Genomic DNA, 19,260 nt, shown 5'->3' with positions numbered 1-19,260 from the left:
TTTCTGTCATACGTTGTATCGTTCAGAGTCTTTTCATACTCTCTTTAGGCCAAAAAATAAATTCAGCCTTTCCTACAATCTCATCTGCTATAACACTTCCGAATAAACGACTATCCTTACTCATCCCTGCATGGCGATTATCACCCATTACAAAGTAGTGATCCTCCTGGAGTTTGATCGGTCCAAAATCTGGATCTTCAATGATTGTATCCGTGTAAGATTCTTGCTGGGCTTCACCATTCACATATAATACATGATCCCGAATCTCAATAAGATCGCCGGGAATCCCAATAACTCTTTTCACAAGAAACTCCTTACGGTCAGGTCCATTGCTTGGATCATGAAGCACAACCACATCTTGTCGCTGCGGCTCTTCAAACTCATATATGATTTTGTTTATAAAAAGTCGATTTTGTTCGATAAGAGTAGGCTGCATGGATTCACCCTTAACGATGGAAATGTTAAATACAAATAGGTTCAGAAGCAGCATAATGACTAAAGCGACGGCAATTGTTTTAAACCATTCCTTTAGCTCCCTTGCGATAGAAAAGCCCGAGGGAGATGGTTTCACCGGACGATCTTTTTTTTGCGGTACATTACGATTCATCCCTTAAGTCACCTCTATCATCTGTAAGTGCCATTTTTATCTATATTCTATAAATGCCATATGAATAGAAAAGCATATCTCGGTTCCATTTGCAACGGAAGCCAAGATATGCCTGATATGATGAATATTACTTCTATTTATTTATGTCTATCTTTTATGCCTGATTCTCTAGTTAGTTATGGACCAGAATGCTCAGATTCTGAAAAGCTTTCATAATCTGGTTAGCACCATATCCCATTGCTTCATACAAAGGCATCGCAGCCTTGTTATGTTCATCACCGGCAACCCATACGCGGGTTACTTTGCGCTGCTGAAAACGTTTCTCCACAGCTTTGACCAAAGCTTTGCCCACTCCACGGCGTCTAGCATCTGGATGAATGGCAATACGATAAATATAACCTTGGTTCTGATCGATAGTCCCAATTAATGCACCTACAAGTTCCCCGTCTTTCTCAGCAACCATGATTAGGTCCGAGTCCCAGGATAATTGTCTTGCAAAAGGCCCTATCGTGTTCTCGTAGCAATCTTCCGACAAAGCAACTTGCAGCAGCTCCGTCACGCGATTTGCGTCACTCAACTGAAAGGAACGAATGTTCATCTGTTAATCTCCCTTTTCGTTAACTTTAGTGAGGTTTTACAAAAAAGGCATCCCTTTTTACCCAAAACCCGATGATCACTTTTCTGTATGTATTCAGACACAAACAGCATAGAATGTATTTAAATACAGGCAGAAAAACCGGCAAAGAGCCGGCTGGAACATCTGTCACGCCCATAAAGGCCAACTAGAAATGTTCAGGAAATATAATTACGACAAAAAACGAAAAGTATTTACTTCTTGGTCCATTAAACCACATTTTATTACAGAAAACACGCAATTTTTTTCTGAAAGCGCTTCATTTGTAGCGTTTACATTTTTAGCCTTCCATTTTGCCCAACATCTGTTATCCGTGTCAAGTTATCTAGCATATGATAATTTTACAATGTAAACTTAATGTGAATTATAAATCCTTATATAACAACTTATTCAACAAAAATGTTGATTAAATACGCTGAATACGGTTTAATAGAATTGACGAGGGGTAATTCTTACATAGAGACTGTACCTTTCACTTAAAACTATTTTATTAGGAGGAATTTCATTATGGCATTCCAATTACCAGCACTTCCTTACGCAAACGACGCACTAGAACCACATATCGATGCTCAAACAATGGAAATCCACCACGATCGTCATCACAATACTTATGTAACTAACTTGAACGCAGCTTTGGAAAACGCTCCTGAACTTCAAGGTAAATCACTTGAAGATCTGATCGCTAACCTTGACAGCGTACCTGAAAGCATTCGTACAGCCGTTCGTAATAACGGCGGCGGACATCATAACCACAGCCTGTTCTGGGAAATTATTGGACCTAACGGCGGCGGCGCTCCAACAGGTGCGATCGCAGCAGCGATTGACAGCGAGCTTGGCGGTTTTGATAAATTCAAAGAAGATTTCGCTAAAGCAGCAACAACTCGTTTCGGCAGCGGCTGGGCATGGCTCGTTGTAGGTAAAGACGGCAAACTTGCAATTACAAGCACACCTAACCAAGACAGCCCTATTATGGAAGGACTGACTCCAGTTCTTGGTCTTGATGTTTGGGAGCATGCTTACTACCTGAAATATCAAAACAAACGTCCTGATTACATCGCTTCTTTCTGGAACGTAATCAATTGGGATGAAGTTAACAAACGTTTCGAAGCTGCGAAATAAGTAGTTTCTTGACTTAGGAACAGCCGCCTTGTCTTATGACAAGGCGGCTGTTTTTTTATAATGATAATCTAAGCTGTTGATCCTGCCTCAATAAGTTCATTATCCTGCCTGGTTCGGTATAACTCATAATAATGACCACATAACTGCATCAATTCCTCATGAGTACCGGTCTCTACTATTCTTCCCTCATGAATAACGACAATCTTATCGGCCTGCTGAATCGTTGACAATCGGTGTGCTATCGCTACTGTAGTTCGACCAATCATAAGCTGACGAAGCGCATCCTGCACCAAATGTTCCGATTCATTATCCAAAGAAGCCGTTGCTTCATCCAAAAGAAGAATAGGGGCATTCTTTAAAATCGCTCTAGCAATCGCAATCCGTTGACGTTGTCCTCCAGACAACTGGCTTCCCTTCTCCCCTACCTGCGTATCCAGTCCCTCTGAAAACTGTTCTATAAATAAATGAGCATTCGCATGTACCATTGCCTCTCTTATCTCTTCCTCAGAAGCCTCCAGATTTCCATAAAGGATATTCTCACGAATGGTCCCTGTAAAGAGCTGAGGCTCTTGCGGTACCAGTGCATAAAGAGCTCGTATTTCATGTAAAGACATATCCGAGTAGTTTACCCCATTTACACGAATGTCCCCATGATCAGGACTATAAAATCCGAGCAACAATCGGAACAAAGTACTTTTTCCGCTGCCGCTTGCTCCTACTACCGCAGTGAATTTCCCATGTTCGATCTCCATGCTGAAATGATCCATCACTTTACGATCTGAGTAGGCAAAATCAACTTGTTGGAGGGTAACATGGACTTCCTTCTTTTCAAGGATACTCCTTGATAAGAGATCTCGGTTCTCCTCCTCTTCTGGTTGCTCTTTAAGCACTTCTTGTATTCGATCCGCTGCTCCTAATGAAACCTGCAGTTCTCCCCAGGTAGAAGCAAATGTCGTGAATGGCATAATGACGTAATTCATCAGCTGAACAAAAGTCATGAGACTTCCGATCGTAATTACATCTTCAGCTACAAGATAGGCTCCGTATGTAATGGCGAGGACAAAAGCCGAAAAGCCGATCATATTGGATAAAGATTGCAAAATACTAGTCGTCACACCCAGCTTTATTTCCTGCTCTCTTACTGCCTTAGACTGGGTGCTGAATTTTTGATTAAAAATGGATTCCAGTCGAAACACCTTGAAAATCATACTCGCGCCTGCCACATCCTGTACAAAGGAGGTCATGGTTCCCCACTTTTGCTGTGATACAGTTGATCTCTCACGAATACTGCGCCCAAGCAGCAAACCACATAATAAAATGGTCGGTCCAATCAGCAAGGAGATTAATGCCAGCCGCCATTCAATGATGACGAGGTAGATAAAAGCACAGAGAGCCATAAGCGGATTTTTGATCAATTCAATAAGGGTATGACCGAGTGCGCCGCCAATCGTCTTGTTGTCTGTTGTAATTCGGGATAGCAGGTCACCAGAATGGTGATTATCGTAGTAGGACTCAGGAAGCGCCAGTAGTTTACGAAAAGTCAGGGTACGGAGCTCATCCTGTACGTTTGCAGATACACGAGATTTTAAATATCCATTCACATATTGATTAATACCCATGATGAGAATTAGTGCAATTCCAGCGTATAGCAGAGGAAGAAATTTCGCCGTATTACGGGATACAGCCGTTTCAGTTAAGTTGCCAAAAAGCCATGCGATGGATAAATTCATCGAGATATCAATCATGGTTACTAGACCAAGCACAACATAGAAATACCAATATTTGCGGATTAGACCTTTAAAAACAGCCACCTATACAGCTCCTTTTATCCTGAAGTTTGGATTTCCTTAATCACTTCTTTAAGTTCTTTGCTTGCCTTTAGTACTCCAAAATGCTGGATGTGCTTCACTGTGTCACGTAGGAGTTCTGCATCGACATCCTTAGTAAATACGAGTTGGCCTATAAGACGAATCTCGATCTTTGTGTTGGACTCCCGTAACATTTCTAGATCACGCCGGTCATAAATTACCACACCGACCGCTGTTATTTTTCGTGTCACATAATCCTGGATATCCTTCCGATGTGACTCCAGCTGATTCCGTATGGCTGTCCGGATAAAATCAGTCCGATTTGAATAAAAGGCTTGATCTACCAACAGATCCATCTGACCCAAGTCTACAATCCCAACATTTACGGTTACTTTCTCGATTTTATCTTGATCATTCATCGCGGAAATTCCTCTTTTCCTAAATTTATACTCCATATGGAGTATACTCACCTTATTTTTATAACATTTAATTCCAGATTATTCAATTAATTTATTTTGTTGTGAATATATGAAGAAAAAGCCTGCTTCAACGAAGCAGGCTTAGCGTAAGAAATATTTGTATTTTATAAGGCAAAATGTTCTTTAAGCAGTTTTAAGAATACATTGGGAAAAGCCATGGTTTCCATATCATTCGGTCCAATCCACTTATACACATACCCTTCGGCCTTATAAGTTTCGATCTGTTCTGCCACCATAGCAGGGCTTACCATGTGATCTGCTTGTTCACAGCGATACACTTGAAGATTCCAATGAATATGACTAAATGTATGTTCCGCGATTTTCCAGAACTCTTTCGGATTTACGGCGTAACCCTCTTCTAGTAGATGACCTTTCATCATGTCCATCGCTGGCTCATCCGGCACCTGACAGGCGAGTCCGCCTGGCTCAGAAGCAAGTACATGCGGCAGCTCCCACATTCTAGCAAGCAGCCCGGTTTGCGGCCGCTGACGAACGAGAATCTTACCTTCGTTTATTGATGTTCCTGTCACTAAGGCTGCAATGCGCTGCTCTGGGCGAGGAGGTTTTGCTTTCTTCTTCACAGGCAAAGTATCTTCTCTGCCTTCAATCCGTCCTTTGCACATCTCCATCACAGGACAAGTAAGACAATGCGGCGATTTCGGTGTACACACAAGAGCGCCCAGTTCCATCAGCGCTTGATTAAAGTCACCTGCTCGTCCTTGCGGAATGAGCTCCCCTGCCAAAGTCTCCATTTTCACCCGAGTACTGCCTTTCATTATATCGTCTTCAATTAAAAAGTACCGCGACAATACCCGCATGACATTTCCATCCACAGCAGGTTCCGGCTGATTAAAAGCAATACTGAGAATTGCACCCGCTGTATACGGACCTACTCCCTTAAGGTTAAAGACGGCATCCTTTTCATTGGGAACCTCTCCCCCATGAAGCTCAAGTACTTGCTTTGCTGCCGCTTGTAGGTTGCGTGCACGAGAATAATAACCAAGCCCTTCCCAGAGCTTCAGCACATCTTCCTCTGGTGCTTCGGCCAGATCCATCAGAGTTGGAAAACGAGTAATAAACCGTTCAAAATAAGGCTTTACCGTTTCTACCCTGGTTTGTTGAAGCATAATTTCAGATACCCAAATATAATAAGGGTTGCGATGGCGACGCCAAGGCAAATCCCGTTTATTCTGCATATACCAATTCAGCAACTCGGTGCTGAAATATTGTTTTGCCATGCGTTGATCCATTTCCTGTTTGTTCTCCCATCCTTGTTTCTACATCTATAGTAAGCTACATTATTCTACCGTTTTGTCTATTCGTTCCACGATCGCAAAAGCTGCTGCTACAGCGGGTTGATGTGAAATACTCAGATGAATACGATACTCCTGTTCCCCGGTGAGATCAAGACGCTGCCAAGCATCCGCAGTTAATGAAACGATAGGTTTTCCCTTCTCATCCGGCAAAATTTCGAGATCTTGAAATCCAATCGTTTTTCCGATTCCGCAGCCAAATGCTTTTGTTATGGCTTCTTTAGCAGCAAAACGCCCTGAGACATAAGCCAGCTCATTTTTATTTCGTGAAAATAAAAGATCCTGCTCTCTCTTTGTTAGAAGCCGGTTAATAAATGAAGTCCTCCGATCACTTGCTAAAATACGCTGGATTCGCTTCGTTTCCAGTACATCATTGCCGATCCCATAAATCATCTGAGATCACCACCCTTCTAGATTAGGTCCCATCTATTGTACCAGTCTGACTCACTAGAATCTATGTTCGAGAAATGACAAAACCCCCCGTTTCCGGCATAAGCCAGAAATAACGGGGGTTACAGATACTCAAAACGCTCTGTATCGTTCTCATTCGTATTGTATTAAATACCTGGAATTGGGTTACGTTTGTGGCTAGTGCGTAGATAAGCTGCTTCGAGCTTCTCTTTTGCTTCAGCTGAAATTTCTTTGCCTTCCAGATAGTCGCTGTTATCCTCATAGGAAATCCCGAGTTCAGCCTCATCTGTTTGACCTTCCCAAAGTCCTGCTGTAGGCGCCTTATTAATAATTTGATCAGGTACACCAATATGAGCAGCAACCTGGCGAATCTGACGTTTGTTCAGACTTGCTAGCGGAGTGATATCAACCGCACCATCGCCCCATTTTGTATAGAATCCGGTAATCGCCTCTGACGCATGATCTGTACCCACAACGAGCAGATTCATTTCAAAAGATAATGCATATTGCATGACCATGCGCGTTCTTGCTTTTACATTTCCTTTGCCCTGCGGTGACATATGACGAGACATCCCCATATTTTTGAAACCATGCTCTACTTCAAGCGCAATTTCATTAACGGCTTCTTCAATATTGGTTTCCACTGTATATTTAAGGTCAAATGCTTTCGCTGTAGCATAACTATGTTCGATATCGACTTGCTCCCCGTAAGGTTGAAATACGCCAAGCGTTTTGTATTCTTCCCCCGTTTCCTTCGTGAGTTCGTCCGTAGCTTGTTTACATAATCCCGCTGCAACTGCACTATCAAGTCCGCCGCTAATCGCAATGAGTAGTCCCTTCGTATGTGATTGTTTCACATAGTCTTTCAGAAAATCTACACGTTTGCGTACTTCTTCTTCCGGGTTAATGCTTTTCTTCACCTTTAACTCAGCAATGATCTGTTCTTGTAAACTCATCATTCACACCTCGGTTTCTCCATAGTAATTGTACAGGGAATAAGAAAAGAAAAAGCCAAAACGCCCCAAATGCGTTCGGGTTTTAACCGAAAACAGAGGGGCGTTATGTAACTGACTATTTACAGTAACGGTTAAAAGCGTCTGTCAGGTCAGCTGCAATCTCTTCTGCAGAACGGTTTTCCACCTGATGACGTTCGATAAAGTGTACAAGTTCCCCATCCTTGAGCAGAGCTATAGAAGGAGATGATGGTGGATACGGAGCAAAAAACTCACGTGCTTTTGCAGTTGCTTCCTTATCTTGCCCTGCAAACACGGTGAATAATTGATCCGGTTTCACCTCATTTTCCAGTGCTCGAGCAACTCCAGGGCGTGCCTGACCTGCTGCGCATCCGCATACAGAATTGACAACAACCAAGGTAGTTCCTTTCGCTTCTGGCAAATTCGCTTCTACTTCTTCAGCAGTGCGAAGTTCTTTTATTCCAAGGTTTGTAAGTTCATCCCTCATTGGCTGAACCATATCTCTCATGTATTGATCAAAAGACATAGACATGTTTTATTCACTCCTTATGGATTCCTGTATATTAGATTAATCACTCTAAAAATCGATGCTAACCTTATTATACATTCATAAGTTGTGAACGCAAGGGAGGAAGAACGCTCACGAAACCAAGGATCTCCTTCATAGTTACAAAAGAATTTGAATCTTTTTGCAACCTAGGTTGCTGGGAAATTGTCGCCTTGCAGCTTCTTGTCAGTTACTTGACCTTTAGAATGGCTTTTCTTGTTGGATTCCTTTTGTAGCTGTTGTTGTTTAGAATCATTTTTTGACACAGGGAATCCCTCCTTTCTTCGTCACAAAGTTAACTATTATGCGTAAGCCACACAACTAAAGCTTGATGGCAAACTTATTATGACTCTGAATAAGGATTTCTATCCCCTCTTAACTTATGCCCCTAAGTTCTTATGTATTGATACACGAATCTGCCCTAGATTAAACAGGTTACCGGTTTTATTGATTCATGAAAATCACATGAAAAGTAGTGCCTATTCCCTCTTCCGAGTCGATCCTGATGGTTGCATGATGTCTTTCGGCGATACCTTGGCATAGTGATAGTCCTAGCCCCGTCCCCTCTGATTTGGTTGTAAAGAATGGTTCGAAAAGTTTATTCTGCGTTTCAAGGGATATCCCCGGGCCACTGTCACTTATACTGAGTCTCACATTTCCCTCGTCCAATGCTGTACTAATGATCAGCGTTCCCTTATTTCCCATCGCTTCCATTCCATTTCGGGCCAAGTTTAAAATCAGCTGTTTGATCTCCTTTGGATCAATAAACTTGCTCGGAATATCTTCATTTAATTTAACCTCTATCGTTTGACCTCTCATGTTCGCATCTGCGAGCAGCAAAGGGGTCAGTTCCTTAATGATATGATGGAGATGGACTTCTTCTTTTTCAGAAGCATGATTCTGAGCCAGAGAAAGAAAGTCATTAATAATACTGTTTGCACGATCTAATTCATCCATCACAATATGGTAATAATGATCAAGAGACCCGGGACTTTTCTCCCGAAGCAACTGAAGAAATCCTCTGACTACGGCCATCGGATTACGCACCTCATGTGTAATACTGGCTGCCATTTGACCGACAACACCTAGTCTTTCTACATGAGCAAGCTCATTTCGAAGCGTCTCTAGTTCCGTTATATCCTGAAGAACCATGGATGAGCCAATCACTCTTCCGCTAATTGGATTTTTAACAGGCGATATGGTCGTGAAGTAGGTGTTAACTCCTACTCTCAAATATTCAGACGTGACCTCTCCGGTTTGGCTCGCACTCTGAATTCGCTCGGTTACACGCATCGCATGTTCAACTCCGATGATAGCTTCTATGCGTTTTCCAATCATTTCTTCAGGTGAACTCGGCGAAATTTCCTTCGTCTTCATCTGAGTAAGCATTCGTGTATTGGCATTGACAATATTTCCATCCGTGTCAAATGCAACGACCGACACAGGTACCGTATTTAATAAATGTTCATTCATATCTAATTGATGACGATATTCTTTCCAGCGTATTTCAAGTTCAGAAGCAAAGCTGTGGTACACCAGAATTTTTTCCATTAAATGAATTGCAGCTAGAAGGACAAGCAGTGAGGAAGAAATGTAAAGCGATGAATAGAGCCCAAATTCAATCTGTTCTGTCCGCCCTAAATTATATTTCCACAAAACAATCCCATAACAAGGTATTGTGTAAGCAAACCAGATCACTGAGAATATTTTCTTTTTACTGGATAGACTTGCTTTTTTGAAATGTTTTACGAACAATAACAATATAGGATAAAGTAAAGCGCCTGATCCTAAAAAGATAGCAGGTTCTGTCCAATAGTCGGAGATAACAAAGAAGGCTAACATTGAGATGATCGAGACTAAAATCCCAATCGGATAGGACCCATACAAGATCGATAAGGTGACGGGAACTAGACTTAAATTCAGATAGATCATTTCTAATAAGACAGATGAAAATAGAAAACATAAACAAAGCGTAATTAGACAAGAGAGCAGTAAACTACGCTGGATCTGCACTGACGACGATGCTTTTTTCATCTCCTGAAATTCGGTCCCGAGTCGACCTAAAAACAGAAAAAATAAAAGCGGAGTTATACCAGCAAGCAGGACTTGCAACAAAATACCTTTGACCGCAAACATGGGCTGTTATTCCTCCTTCTCGCCCGTTACCAAGGCACATCCTTATGTAACCTGATTAAAACATAGGAGGCATTATTTTACAATATTTTCTGTGTGTAGATATGCAAGATTAGCGTTAATCTTCAAGTTCTTTTCTCTTTATTTTAAAATAAAAACAAATTACGACATCGTTTCGACTTCAAGTCTTGGTTCTGATACGATAGATAAGAGATCCACCCTGAGACCTACAACAGGAATTATGAATTCGTAATAAGGAATAGAAAGAGGTTATTTCATACAATGAATGTGAATGTAATTGTGATTGGCGGAGGTCCATCCGGACTAATGGCTTCTGTCGCTGCAGCGGAACATGGCGCCTCCGTTCTACTTATAGATAAAGGAAATAAACTTGGACGGAAGCTAGGGATTTCCGGCGGAGGTCGTTGTAATGTAACCAATGCCAAAGAACCAGACGAGCTGATCCGCCACATACCAGGAAACGGCAAGTTTTTGTATAGTGCTTTTCAACATTTGGATAACAGAGGAATTATGCGATTCTTTGAGGATCTGGGCATTGCTTTAAAAGAAGAAGACAATGGAAGAATGTTTCCCGTGTCCGATCGGGCCAAAACCGTAGTGGATGCACTCATCGGAAAAGCAACAGCGCTCGGGGTGAAGATTTATACAGATAGTCCCGTATCTGAAATTGTGTATGAAGATCAGAAGGTTGCTGGGGTGAAACTTACATCCGGTAAAATGATTCATTCGGATGCGGTCATTGTCGCGACAGGAGGAAAATCAGTACCACAAACCGGATCTACAGGTGATGGATACCCATGGGCTGAAGCTGCGGGTCATACCATTACCGAACTGTATCCTACCGAGGTGCCTATTGTTTCAGGTGAGCGTTTCATTCAGTCCAAAGAGTTACAAGGTTTGTCTCTGAGCGACATTGCCCTCTTCGTTCATGATGCTAAGGATAAAGTCGTAATTCGTCATGAAGGTGACATGATATTCACTCATTTCGGTTTGTCTGGACCCGTAGCTCTAAGATGCAGTCAGTTCATTCGCAAAGTACAGAAGAAAACAGGTTCACACCAGGTAACGATGAAGCTTGATCTGTATCCTTCCAAATCTCTTGGGGAAATGACGCAAGAACTCAAGTATAAACTCGAACAAGAACCGAAAAAAGCGATCAAAAACTCGCTGAAGGGAATCGTTCCTGAGCGGCTTATCCCCGTCCTCCTGACAAAGGCAGAGATTGAAGAAGATACGACATATCATCACCTTCCTAAAGGCGCGATTGAAACTCTTGCGAATTTAATAAAAGGCTTTCCTATTGTCGTAACGGGAACTCGTTCTCTTGCTGAAGCGTTTGTAACGGGAGGCGGAGTAAATTTAAAAGAAATATACCCTAAAACAATGGAATCCAAGCTGATGCAAGGTCTTTATTTTTGCGGAGAGATTCTTGATATTCACGGTTACACCGGAGGATATAATATCACCGCTGCCTTCTCCACCGGATACACCGCAGGCAAACACGCCGCTGAACAAACGACTGGAGCATAATTGATAGTAAACGATCTATTATTGACCTGTGCACATATAAAAAAAGCGATCATTACGGAATGATCGCTTTTTTGTATAGTTACGCTTTTACACTTCCAGAAAAACCGCCGTAAGCTGCCCCAAAATCATCATGGTCATTACTGTAATTACGGTCCTCTTCCAAAAAGTTATCTCCAAACGGATTGTCGCTCCGTCCAGATAAATAAGCTTCATCTAAATCTTCATTTACCGTATGGGCCGGAATGGACAGGTATGCGAACTCTGTATCATGTTTAGCATCGGAATTAGGGATAATCCCCTCTCTATTGCCATTCTCGTCCTGTATCTTTCCTTCAAATACTTCGACAATTTCAAGAGCTGTAGTAATGTCTTGTTGCTCTATTTTCACATCCATAAGACCTGATCCGAGCATTTCTGGTTTATATCCTAGCTCTAGTAAGGTTTCAAACGCCCCACGAGCTTTTGTCTGATCAGGAAACAGAATCGTGATTGCAGGTCTTTCCACGTCGCTCATCCTCTCTTCATCTTATCTAGACTTCAAGAATGCCTGTCACGCTGTTCTTAGTATGCCAAGGTAAGAGTCTATTTATAAAAAAATGAAGAGAAAAATAATTTACATAGATCAAGGAAGTTTAGTTCCAGAGAAATAAATCCCTTACTACTCTTCGTCAGAAACAGGTTCAGGCGCTGTATTCCGCAGACCGGCAGTAACGAGAAAAGCAATAACGGAAATGATCATCATAATAACGAAAAGCGAATGTAAACTGAGTTCGAGTACATTTTGCAGCATCATCTTCAAATGATCTGGCATTGAAGCCGTACCATGCGGAGCAAGGATTTGATTAATATCCGCTTGTGTGATGCCTTGCTCGGTCAAATTCTTCTCATCCGAAAGGGCGGCGATTCGCACATTTAACCAAGTACCAAAAGCTGCAGCTCCGATGGTTTGTCCTAACGTCCGCGTAAAAGTATTCAGTGCAGTAGAAGCTCCTCTTTGACGGTGACCCACAGAAGACTGTGCAATAATCGTAAACACGGTAAAAGAAAATCCAAACCCAATACCATAGATAAAAGTATATACATACATCACCCATTCTGGTGTGCTGGCTGTCGTAAATAGTAAACCAATCGAACCAATAACAATAGCCGTGAGTCCAATCAATGTCGTTTTACGTGAGCCAAGCCGCACAAGAAGTCTGCCTGCAATTATTCCTCCAATTAACCATCCAATTGACATCGGTGCGAGCATTAAACCGGAAGAAGTGGCATTCCCTCCGCGCACTCCTTGAACCCATAGGGGGAGGTAACTCGACAGACCAATGAGCAAAGCACTTATGAGCATGCCAGAAATATTAGATAAGGTGATATCCCGAATACGGAATAGACTTAGCGGAACAAGCGGTTCCTCTGCTTTACTCTCGATATAAACAAATAAGATAAGAAAACATATAGCACCAATGAGTAAAAGAATAATGAACGGTGAGGTCCATGCGTAAGACTGACCGCCGAGCGTTAGTACAATCAATAACGACGTAATCCCAATAATAAAGGTAATAGCACCAGCAAAGTCGATTTTCGTATTTCGTTTCACTACTTCTTCTTTAAAGTACTTCGCAACAAACCACATCGCTAGAAGACCGAAAGGAATATTAAATCCAAATATCCACTGCCAGCCGAGGTAATCAACAAAATAACCGCCGATCAAGGGTCCGACTAATGAAGAAACTCCCCATACCGAACTAATCAATCCCTGAACCTTGCCGCGTTCTTCAATGCTGTAAATGTCACCGATAATAGTAAAAGTCACAGGAACTACAGCCCCCGCTCCAATCCCCTGAATGGCACGATAAACAATCAAACTTTCCATATTTACAGCAAAACAACATAAGATGCTGCCTAATAAAAACAAAGCTACACCGATTAGAAACACCGGTTTCCTGCCGTACAGATCGCTAATTTTACCAAAGATCGGGGTACTCACTGCCATAGTCAGTAAATAGGACGTAAATATCCAGCTTAACAGCGAAACATCACCAAGATCACTAACAATCGTCGGTCCTGCTGGTCCAATCACGGTCCCTTCAATTGCAGACAAAAATGTGGCCAGCAGCACACCGATTAAGATGAGGCCACGGCCATTTATGTTACTTGTATTCGTCATGAAAATTAATACCTTCTTTCCTTTGTTCGCTTTTTACGCAAACCTATTCCATATTACCATCACCTTACTTCCCATGGAAGGAAGGATCTTCATTTATTTACCGGTAATACTTTGAAGTGTTTTTATATTTTTATTTTCTCAGGTACTTCCATTCTTCAAACAAAAGGGAGTGCATCTGCATATCCTTATAACCTGTAGATGTATATTGCAGCTGTCGAAGAATCCCTTCACAGGAAAATGACAGGGATGAAAGCAGCTTGGCAGAAGCTTCATTTCGAGGATCAACTAAAGCCTCTATACGGTTTAATTCCATTGTAGTAAAACCGAAATTCAGCATTGCCGTTACCGCTTCTGTCATGAGTCCTTGCCGCCAGTGTGAAGATGCCAGTTCATATCCAATCTCACCACGGAATGCTCCTTTCAGTTGCCAATGGTTAAATCCACAGCTGCCAATCATTTTATTACTGCTCTTTTCAATAATTGCCCAGCGAAAACCCTCCTCATTCTGCGAGCACTCATCCAGGAGTTCAATCATTTCCTCAGCATCCTCTTTGCTGTGCATCGATTCGATATTCATATATTTTGTGACGACTGGATCAGACCATACCTGGAAAATTGCCGCGCTATCCTGCTTCTGCAGCTTTCTCAACCACAATCGTTCTGTATGTAATTCAGGGAGATGCCCTGCGCATTTATACATGGTAAATCCTCCTATTCATCCTGTTCTGAAATCAAATCGGCTTGTTGCTCTAGTCATCTAATCACAGGAAGAAAAAGAAGACAAGTGGTTAATCATAGGTACCGGGATATCGGACATTAATCAGGGGGAATACTACGGTCAGTATCCATGGAAGGAGGAACGACCCACTATGTATCAAATTGCTTTCATTTTACTTTCCTTCTTACTCTTAGTTGAAGGACTTCTTACGTATACTTTTCGAAAAATGATACGTATGAAGGTACGGAGTGAAGATTATTTGTTCTCTATGCTTGAAAAGGCAGGTGTCTATCACCGTTCCGCCTATGATGAACTGGCTAAAGAAGATGTATGGATTAAAAGCCAAGATGGTCTTAAGCTCCATGGCGTCATTATCGAACCCAACCCTTCTTCCCATCGCTGGATTATTATAGTGCACGGTTACACCGCTTCTCACTCCATATCAACGCAGTACATTACGATGTTCTCCGAATTAGGGTTTAATTTACTGCTCGTTGATCAGCGACGACATGGAAAAAGTGAAGGCATCTATACAACATTCGGGTACAAAGAAAAGTATGATGTAGCAGCTTGGGTCGATTTTTTAAACGAACGCGTTGGTCAGGACTGCCTCATTGGTCTGCATGGGCAATCTTTAGGCGGCGGTACGGTTCTCGAATATCTGTCCATTGCAAACCCCTGTGTAAAATTTGTGATTGCCGATTGTCCTTACTCCGATTTAACTGAACTTATGAAGTATCAGATTAAACGAGTGAAACTTCAAGCTTTTCCCTGGTTTTATTCGATCATGCATCGACGAGTACTAAAAAGAGCCGGTTTTCGGATAGAACAGGTATCGCCGCTACGCGCTGTAGAAGAAAATGAACTCCCTGTCATGTTTATTCATGGCATAGAGGATCGATTTGTTCCTACCTATATGAGCGAAGATTTATTCTCCCATAAAATCGGATACAAACGTTTATTATTAGTGGAAAAAGCAGAGCACGCTAATGCTTATATGACTAATCCGTCCTTATACCGTACGGAAGTTACGCATTTTGTTAATGAGATTTTGTATAGAGAAGAAAATCTCGTATGTAAAGAAACAACCCCTGAGACTCATCCCGCTTTTTCTTCCGAATCAGTTAAGGGAGTAGATTCACTTACTCCACTAGAAGCTTAATACGTCCTTTGCATCATCCTTCTCAATTCATGAATCAAAAAAGAAAAAGCACGTGAGCCCCTTAGTTCATAAAGGTGCACGTGCTTTTTCTTTTTCTCATCTTATGATTGTAACGGACTATGCGGTTTCTGTTTCAACAACCTCTGCCGTCATCGATCCGAGCATTGTACGAACTTCTTTAAATTCTGCGATTCCTGCTCCTGTGATACTGAATTTATCATCGTGAGAAGTTAAGAAATTCTCTTGTGTCAGTCTCTCCAACTCTTGTTTCACTTCACGCTCACCTACTCTGTAACCTTGTGTTTCAAGTTCCGTGAGTACGCCCGTTACTGTTAAATCTTCACTTTGAGCCATGTGAAGCATGTGAATACGGATAAATAAATTTTGTGTGTCTGCGAGCATATAATAACTCCTCTCTCTGATTAAGATTGGCTACCAACATAGAAACATATCGATTGTCTAATTTATAAAACTTTCATCGTTTACTTCATCATTACCCTTGCTTACGTGAGATCAATCACATACAATTAATTAGATATAACAACCATTTTTACTCAATAAACACATGCGAAACATAATACTAGCGACTTATCTGAAAGGGGATAACACATGTCATTTCAAACCACTGCCTATGAAGGAACACGTCAAGAACAATACAATACCGTCCTCAGTCAGTTAAAAGGCTTAATCTATGATGAACCTAATGCAATAGCCAATATGGCAAATGCTTCTGCTTTGCTTAATGTGTTCTTACACGATATCAACTGGGTTGGATTTTATATATATGATGGTAAGGAACTCGTCTTGGGTCCTTTCCAAGGTCTCCCTGCTTGTATTCGTATTGGAATAGGAAGGGGCGTATGCGGAACTTCCGCTGAGCAACGCCGCACTTTACGAGTGGAAAACGTGAATGAATTCCCTGGACATATCGCTTGTGATGAGGCAACCAAAAGTGAAATTGTTGTTCCTATTGTGAAAAACGGTGAATTATTCGGTGTACTGGATATAGACAGCCCTCATTTATCTCGTTTTGACCAAGAAGATCAGGAATTTTTGGAACAGTTCGTGGAAATTTTATCAGCACAGCTATAAGATAAATAGAGCGTTAAAAAACAGGCACCTCGAGACTGATCTCAAGGTGCCTGTTTTCATTACTCCAGTTCCCGATCCGCCAGCACGAGCATACTATCGCGCATATACTCTGCCATCCCCGGATGATAACGATTGTATATCTCCCTATACTGTATCTTGTCCACATAAAGATCTGCTAGGCCCTTATATATCGTAGCCGTCGGAGTATAAAATTGTCTCACCCAATCCAAATGCATTCGTACTGTGCTCTGTACTTCCTCACTTGCCGGAGTGAGTCCCCTCTCCATCGCATGCTGAAGCCGTTCATTAATCATATCCAGCGTCTCCTGGGATGATAAATAATCTTCCTTCATCTGAGCACTAGCGTTACTTGATTCGATTTCCCTTGGGGAGTGGTTCAGCGACCAAGCGCTACTCTGTTTCTCCTTGCCGAAACCTTGGAATAAATGATCAGGTTCGATCTCCTTATCGAGTTCCAAAGACTCAATCGTCTCATCTACAGACTGAATTAATGTATGAATTCGAGAAGATTCCCTGAGTAAATACAGGCGGTGATCATGCAATCTGCCAAGCAATTCCTTTGGTTCCGATTGCATTCGTTCTTTAATTTGATTGACTGACAAAGACTGTTCCCGGTATAACATAATCTGCTGAAGTGCAAGCAAACTGTCATATCCATATTTCGGTGAATGATCTACGTCGCCGTGTGATTCAAGTAAACCTTCTTCCTCATAGGAAGTTAACGTATCTTGATCCACCCCTGTAAAAGAGGAAAGATCATCTAATGTATACTGCAATGCTCACACCCCCTTCCTGCTGTTTTTTTGATTTGTAAAAAAGTCTATTCTTATCTGAAGTTCTATAGATAGGTACATTTGAACGTATAAGCTTCCCATTTTACTATATATGGTTAGTTACCCATTCTGCTTAGGATGAACCGAAATACAAGAAAATAGTAGAAAAAAAACCTTAGTTTCGATTAATAACGACAAGTTTAAGTTCAGTCATTGCATCCAAAGCATATTTAATCCCTTCTCGGCCAAATCCACTCTGTTTCACACCACCATAAGGCATATGGTCTACACGAAACGTAGGAATATCATTAATCATAACGCCACCCACCTCTAGCCTATCCGCTGCTTCCATGGCATCATTTATGTTTTGTGTATAAATACCAGCTTGAAGTCCATACATGGAATCGTTCACCAGCTGGGTAGCTTCTGTTATAGAACTCACACTATGAACTACCAAGACCGGTCCAAATACCTCCTGACAGGAAACTTTAGCAGAACGAGGTACATTGGTTAAAATGGTAGGCTGGAGCACCCGCCCTTCTAGTTCTCCGCCAATCACTACCTTCGCCCCCTCTGCCTTCGCTTCCTGAATCCAATCCTGCACTCGCTGTGTATCCTCCTCAGTAATGAGCGCTGATACATCGGTATTGGGGTCCAAAGGATCGCCTGTACGCAGATTTGAGACTTTCTCAGCTAAAAGCTTGGTAAAGGGTTCGGCAACCTTTTCATGCACATACACTCGCTGTACCGAGATACATACCTGACCTTGGTAAGAGTAAGCTCCTGCTGTCACCCGCTCTGCAATCGCTTCTAAGTCCCCGGCTTCTTGATCAATAATGACCGCAGCGTTCGAACCAAGTTCAAGTGTCACTCCTTTTAATCCTGCTTTCTCTCGTATTCCAGTGCCGACTTTCGGACTCCCCGTAAACGTTATATGCTTCACACGTGGGTCAGCAACCAGCTTATCCCCAATCATTTTCCCATTTCCGCTTACCACCTGAAGCGCACCTTTGGGCAAGCCTGCTTTTTCAAACAGTTCCGCAATCAGGTAGGCAGACAAAGGTGTCTGTCCTGCAGGTTTTAACACGATCGTATTCCCAGCTGCGATGGCAGGTCCAAGCTTATGCGCAACCAGATTCATAGGAAAATTAAATGGCGTGATCGCTCCGACCACACCGACAGGTTCTTTTACCGTGTAAGCAATTCTTCCCTCACCGCCAGCTGCTGCATCCATAGGGATCGTCTCACCCTGGATTCGTTTTGCTTCTTCTGCTGCAAAACGATACGTTTCAATCGTCCGATCCACCTCAGCCCTTGCTGCCTTAAGGGGTTTGGCAGCCTCTTTAGCGATCTGCTCTGAAGCTTCCTCTTTCCGTTCTTCTAGAAGTTCTGCAACTTTAGCAAGGATAGAAGAACGTTCGTGTGCAGGCATTTTACGCATCACTTTAAAGGCTTCCACTGCACCTTCAACAGCCTCCTCTACATCTTGTTCTGATGCAATAGCAACTTGTGCGATCGTCTCTTCACTGTAAGGTGAAAGTAGTGTTGTATAGGATTTTGCTTCTCTCCATTGTCCGTTAATATATAAATGCTGTAGTAACATCGTATGACCTCCAGTCGAATTAGTAGTTAAGATGATCTATGAAAAAAAGACTTGTATAAATTGTTATCTCTTATAAAGTAAATATCCCGCTGACAGCAATTAAAACAATAATTACTAACATTTTTCGCCCATGTTCCTGTGTGTAGAATATGAA

19 protein-coding genes are annotated in these 19,260 nt (G+C 42.0%); 4 read left to right on the top strand and 15 right to left on the bottom strand.

The genetic code is table 11. The features are described 5' to 3' along the window. Window positions 1-22: 22 nt before the first annotated feature. Both lepB and H9647_RS12340 read right to left on the bottom strand, forming a co-directional pair. Complete coding sequence (gene lepB, locus H9647_RS12345) at window positions 23-607, bottom strand: signal peptidase I (protein WP_191800252.1); 585 nt, start codon at window positions 605-607, stop codon at window positions 23-25. 172 nt (window positions 608-779) lie between these two features. Next, on the bottom strand, window positions 780-1,205 hold the full coding sequence (locus H9647_RS12340) for a GNAT family N-acetyltransferase (protein ID WP_191800250.1): 426 nt from the start codon (window positions 1,203-1,205) through the stop codon (window positions 780-782). A 543-nt stretch (window positions 1,206-1,748) separates the two neighbouring features. Between H9647_RS12340 and H9647_RS12335 the strand changes: the two genes are divergently transcribed. Further along, window positions 1,749-2,360, top strand: coding sequence for a superoxide dismutase (locus H9647_RS12335; RefSeq protein ID WP_225229248.1), 612 nt, complete (start codon window positions 1,749-1,751; stop codon window positions 2,358-2,360). A 68-nt stretch (window positions 2,361-2,428) separates the two neighbouring features. On the opposite strand, the gene H9647_RS26155 is transcribed toward H9647_RS12335, so the two are convergent. The 7 genes from H9647_RS26155 to H9647_RS12300 form a co-directional block, all read right to left on the bottom strand. After that, the gene (locus H9647_RS26155; protein WP_191800248.1) at window positions 2,429-4,171 is read right to left on the bottom strand and encodes an ABC transporter ATP-binding protein; all 1,743 of its coding nucleotides are present in this window, start codon (window positions 4,169-4,171) and stop codon (window positions 2,429-2,431) included. Window positions 4,172-4,185: 14 nt separating this feature from the next. Further along, the gene (locus H9647_RS12325) at window positions 4,186-4,587 is read right to left on the bottom strand and encodes a CopG family transcriptional regulator (protein ID WP_191800246.1); all 402 of its coding nucleotides are present in this window, start codon (window positions 4,585-4,587) and stop codon (window positions 4,186-4,188) included. A 164-nt stretch (window positions 4,588-4,751) separates the two neighbouring features. Continuing rightward, window positions 4,752-5,897 carry an A/G-specific adenine glycosylase gene (gene mutY, locus H9647_RS12320; protein ID WP_191800245.1) on the bottom strand — a complete coding sequence of 382 codons (1,146 nt, stop codon included), beginning with the start codon at window positions 5,895-5,897 and terminating at the stop codon, window positions 4,752-4,754. A gap of 48 nt (window positions 5,898-5,945) precedes the next feature. Next, entirely contained in the window at window positions 5,946-6,353 is a 408-nt protein-coding gene (gene acpS, locus H9647_RS12315; protein ID WP_191800243.1) for a holo-ACP synthase, read from the bottom strand. Between the two features lie 164 nt (window positions 6,354-6,517). After that, a complete protein-coding gene (nadE, locus tag H9647_RS12310) occupies window positions 6,518-7,327 on the bottom strand; it encodes an ammonia-dependent NAD(+) synthetase (protein ID WP_191800375.1) in 810 nt (269 codons plus the stop codon). Window positions 7,328-7,442: 115 nt separating this feature from the next. Continuing rightward, window positions 7,443-7,877, bottom strand: coding sequence for a BrxA/BrxB family bacilliredoxin (locus H9647_RS12305; protein ID WP_191800241.1), 435 nt, complete (start codon window positions 7,875-7,877; stop codon window positions 7,443-7,445). A 459-nt stretch (window positions 7,878-8,336) separates the two neighbouring features. Next, window positions 8,337-10,028, bottom strand: a complete 1,692-nt coding sequence (locus H9647_RS12300; RefSeq protein WP_191800239.1) for a two-component system sensor histidine kinase NtrB — start codon at window positions 10,026-10,028, stop codon at window positions 8,337-8,339. Between the two features lie 279 nt (window positions 10,029-10,307). Between H9647_RS12300 and H9647_RS12295 the strand changes: the two genes are divergently transcribed. Beyond that, entirely contained in the window at window positions 10,308-11,576 is a 1,269-nt protein-coding gene (locus H9647_RS12295; RefSeq protein ID WP_191800237.1) for a BaiN/RdsA family NAD(P)/FAD-dependent oxidoreductase, read from the top strand. A 79-nt stretch (window positions 11,577-11,655) separates the two neighbouring features. Here the strand turns inward: H9647_RS12295 and H9647_RS12290 are convergent, their stop codons facing one another. From H9647_RS12290 to H9647_RS12280, 3 genes are all read right to left on the bottom strand, one after another. Beyond that, window positions 11,656-12,090 carry a hypothetical protein gene (locus tag H9647_RS12290; protein ID WP_191800235.1) on the bottom strand — a complete coding sequence of 145 codons (435 nt, stop codon included), beginning with the start codon at window positions 12,088-12,090 and terminating at the stop codon, window positions 11,656-11,658. A 144-nt stretch (window positions 12,091-12,234) separates the two neighbouring features. Further along, the gene (locus H9647_RS12285; protein WP_191800233.1) at window positions 12,235-13,737 is read right to left on the bottom strand and encodes an MDR family MFS transporter; all 1,503 of its coding nucleotides are present in this window, start codon (window positions 13,735-13,737) and stop codon (window positions 12,235-12,237) included. 130 nt (window positions 13,738-13,867) lie between these two features. Further along, window positions 13,868-14,437 carry a GNAT family N-acetyltransferase gene (locus H9647_RS12280; protein ID WP_191800231.1) on the bottom strand — a complete coding sequence of 190 codons (570 nt, stop codon included), beginning with the start codon at window positions 14,435-14,437 and terminating at the stop codon, window positions 13,868-13,870. A gap of 169 nt (window positions 14,438-14,606) precedes the next feature. Here H9647_RS12280 and H9647_RS12275 point away from each other — a divergent pair, with 169 nt between their 5' ends. Beyond that, window positions 14,607-15,617, top strand: coding sequence for an alpha/beta hydrolase (locus H9647_RS12275; RefSeq protein WP_191800229.1), 1,011 nt, complete (start codon window positions 14,607-14,609; stop codon window positions 15,615-15,617). A gap of 117 nt (window positions 15,618-15,734) precedes the next feature. On the opposite strand, the gene H9647_RS12270 is transcribed toward H9647_RS12275, so the two are convergent. Beyond that, entirely contained in the window at window positions 15,735-16,019 is a 285-nt protein-coding gene (locus H9647_RS12270; protein ID WP_191800227.1) for a hypothetical protein, read from the bottom strand. 207 nt (window positions 16,020-16,226) lie between these two features. Between H9647_RS12270 and H9647_RS12265 the strand changes: the two genes are divergently transcribed. Continuing rightward, window positions 16,227-16,709, top strand: a complete 483-nt coding sequence (locus H9647_RS12265) for a GAF domain-containing protein (RefSeq protein WP_191800225.1) — start codon at window positions 16,227-16,229, stop codon at window positions 16,707-16,709. A 59-nt stretch (window positions 16,710-16,768) separates the two neighbouring features. On the opposite strand, the gene H9647_RS12260 is transcribed toward H9647_RS12265, so the two are convergent. Together H9647_RS12260 and H9647_RS12255 are read right to left on the bottom strand one after the other, a co-directional pair. Next, window positions 16,769-17,506 (bottom strand): MerR family transcriptional regulator, encoded by a 738-nt coding sequence (locus H9647_RS12260; protein ID WP_191800223.1) that lies wholly within the window; start codon window positions 17,504-17,506, stop codon window positions 16,769-16,771. 172 nt (window positions 17,507-17,678) lie between these two features. Then, window positions 17,679-19,106 (bottom strand): aldehyde dehydrogenase family protein, encoded by a 1,428-nt coding sequence (locus tag H9647_RS12255; protein WP_191800221.1) that lies wholly within the window; start codon window positions 19,104-19,106, stop codon window positions 17,679-17,681. Window positions 19,107-19,260: the final 154 nt, after the last annotated feature.

The sequence above is a fragment of the Paenibacillus gallinarum genome (genome assembly GCF_014836635.1).
GTDB classification, from domain to species: Bacteria; Bacillota; Bacilli; order Paenibacillales; family Paenibacillaceae; genus Paenibacillus; species Paenibacillus gallinarum.
Note: the sequence above shows the minus strand (reverse complement) of the source record. Positions and strands in the feature narration are given on the sequence as shown.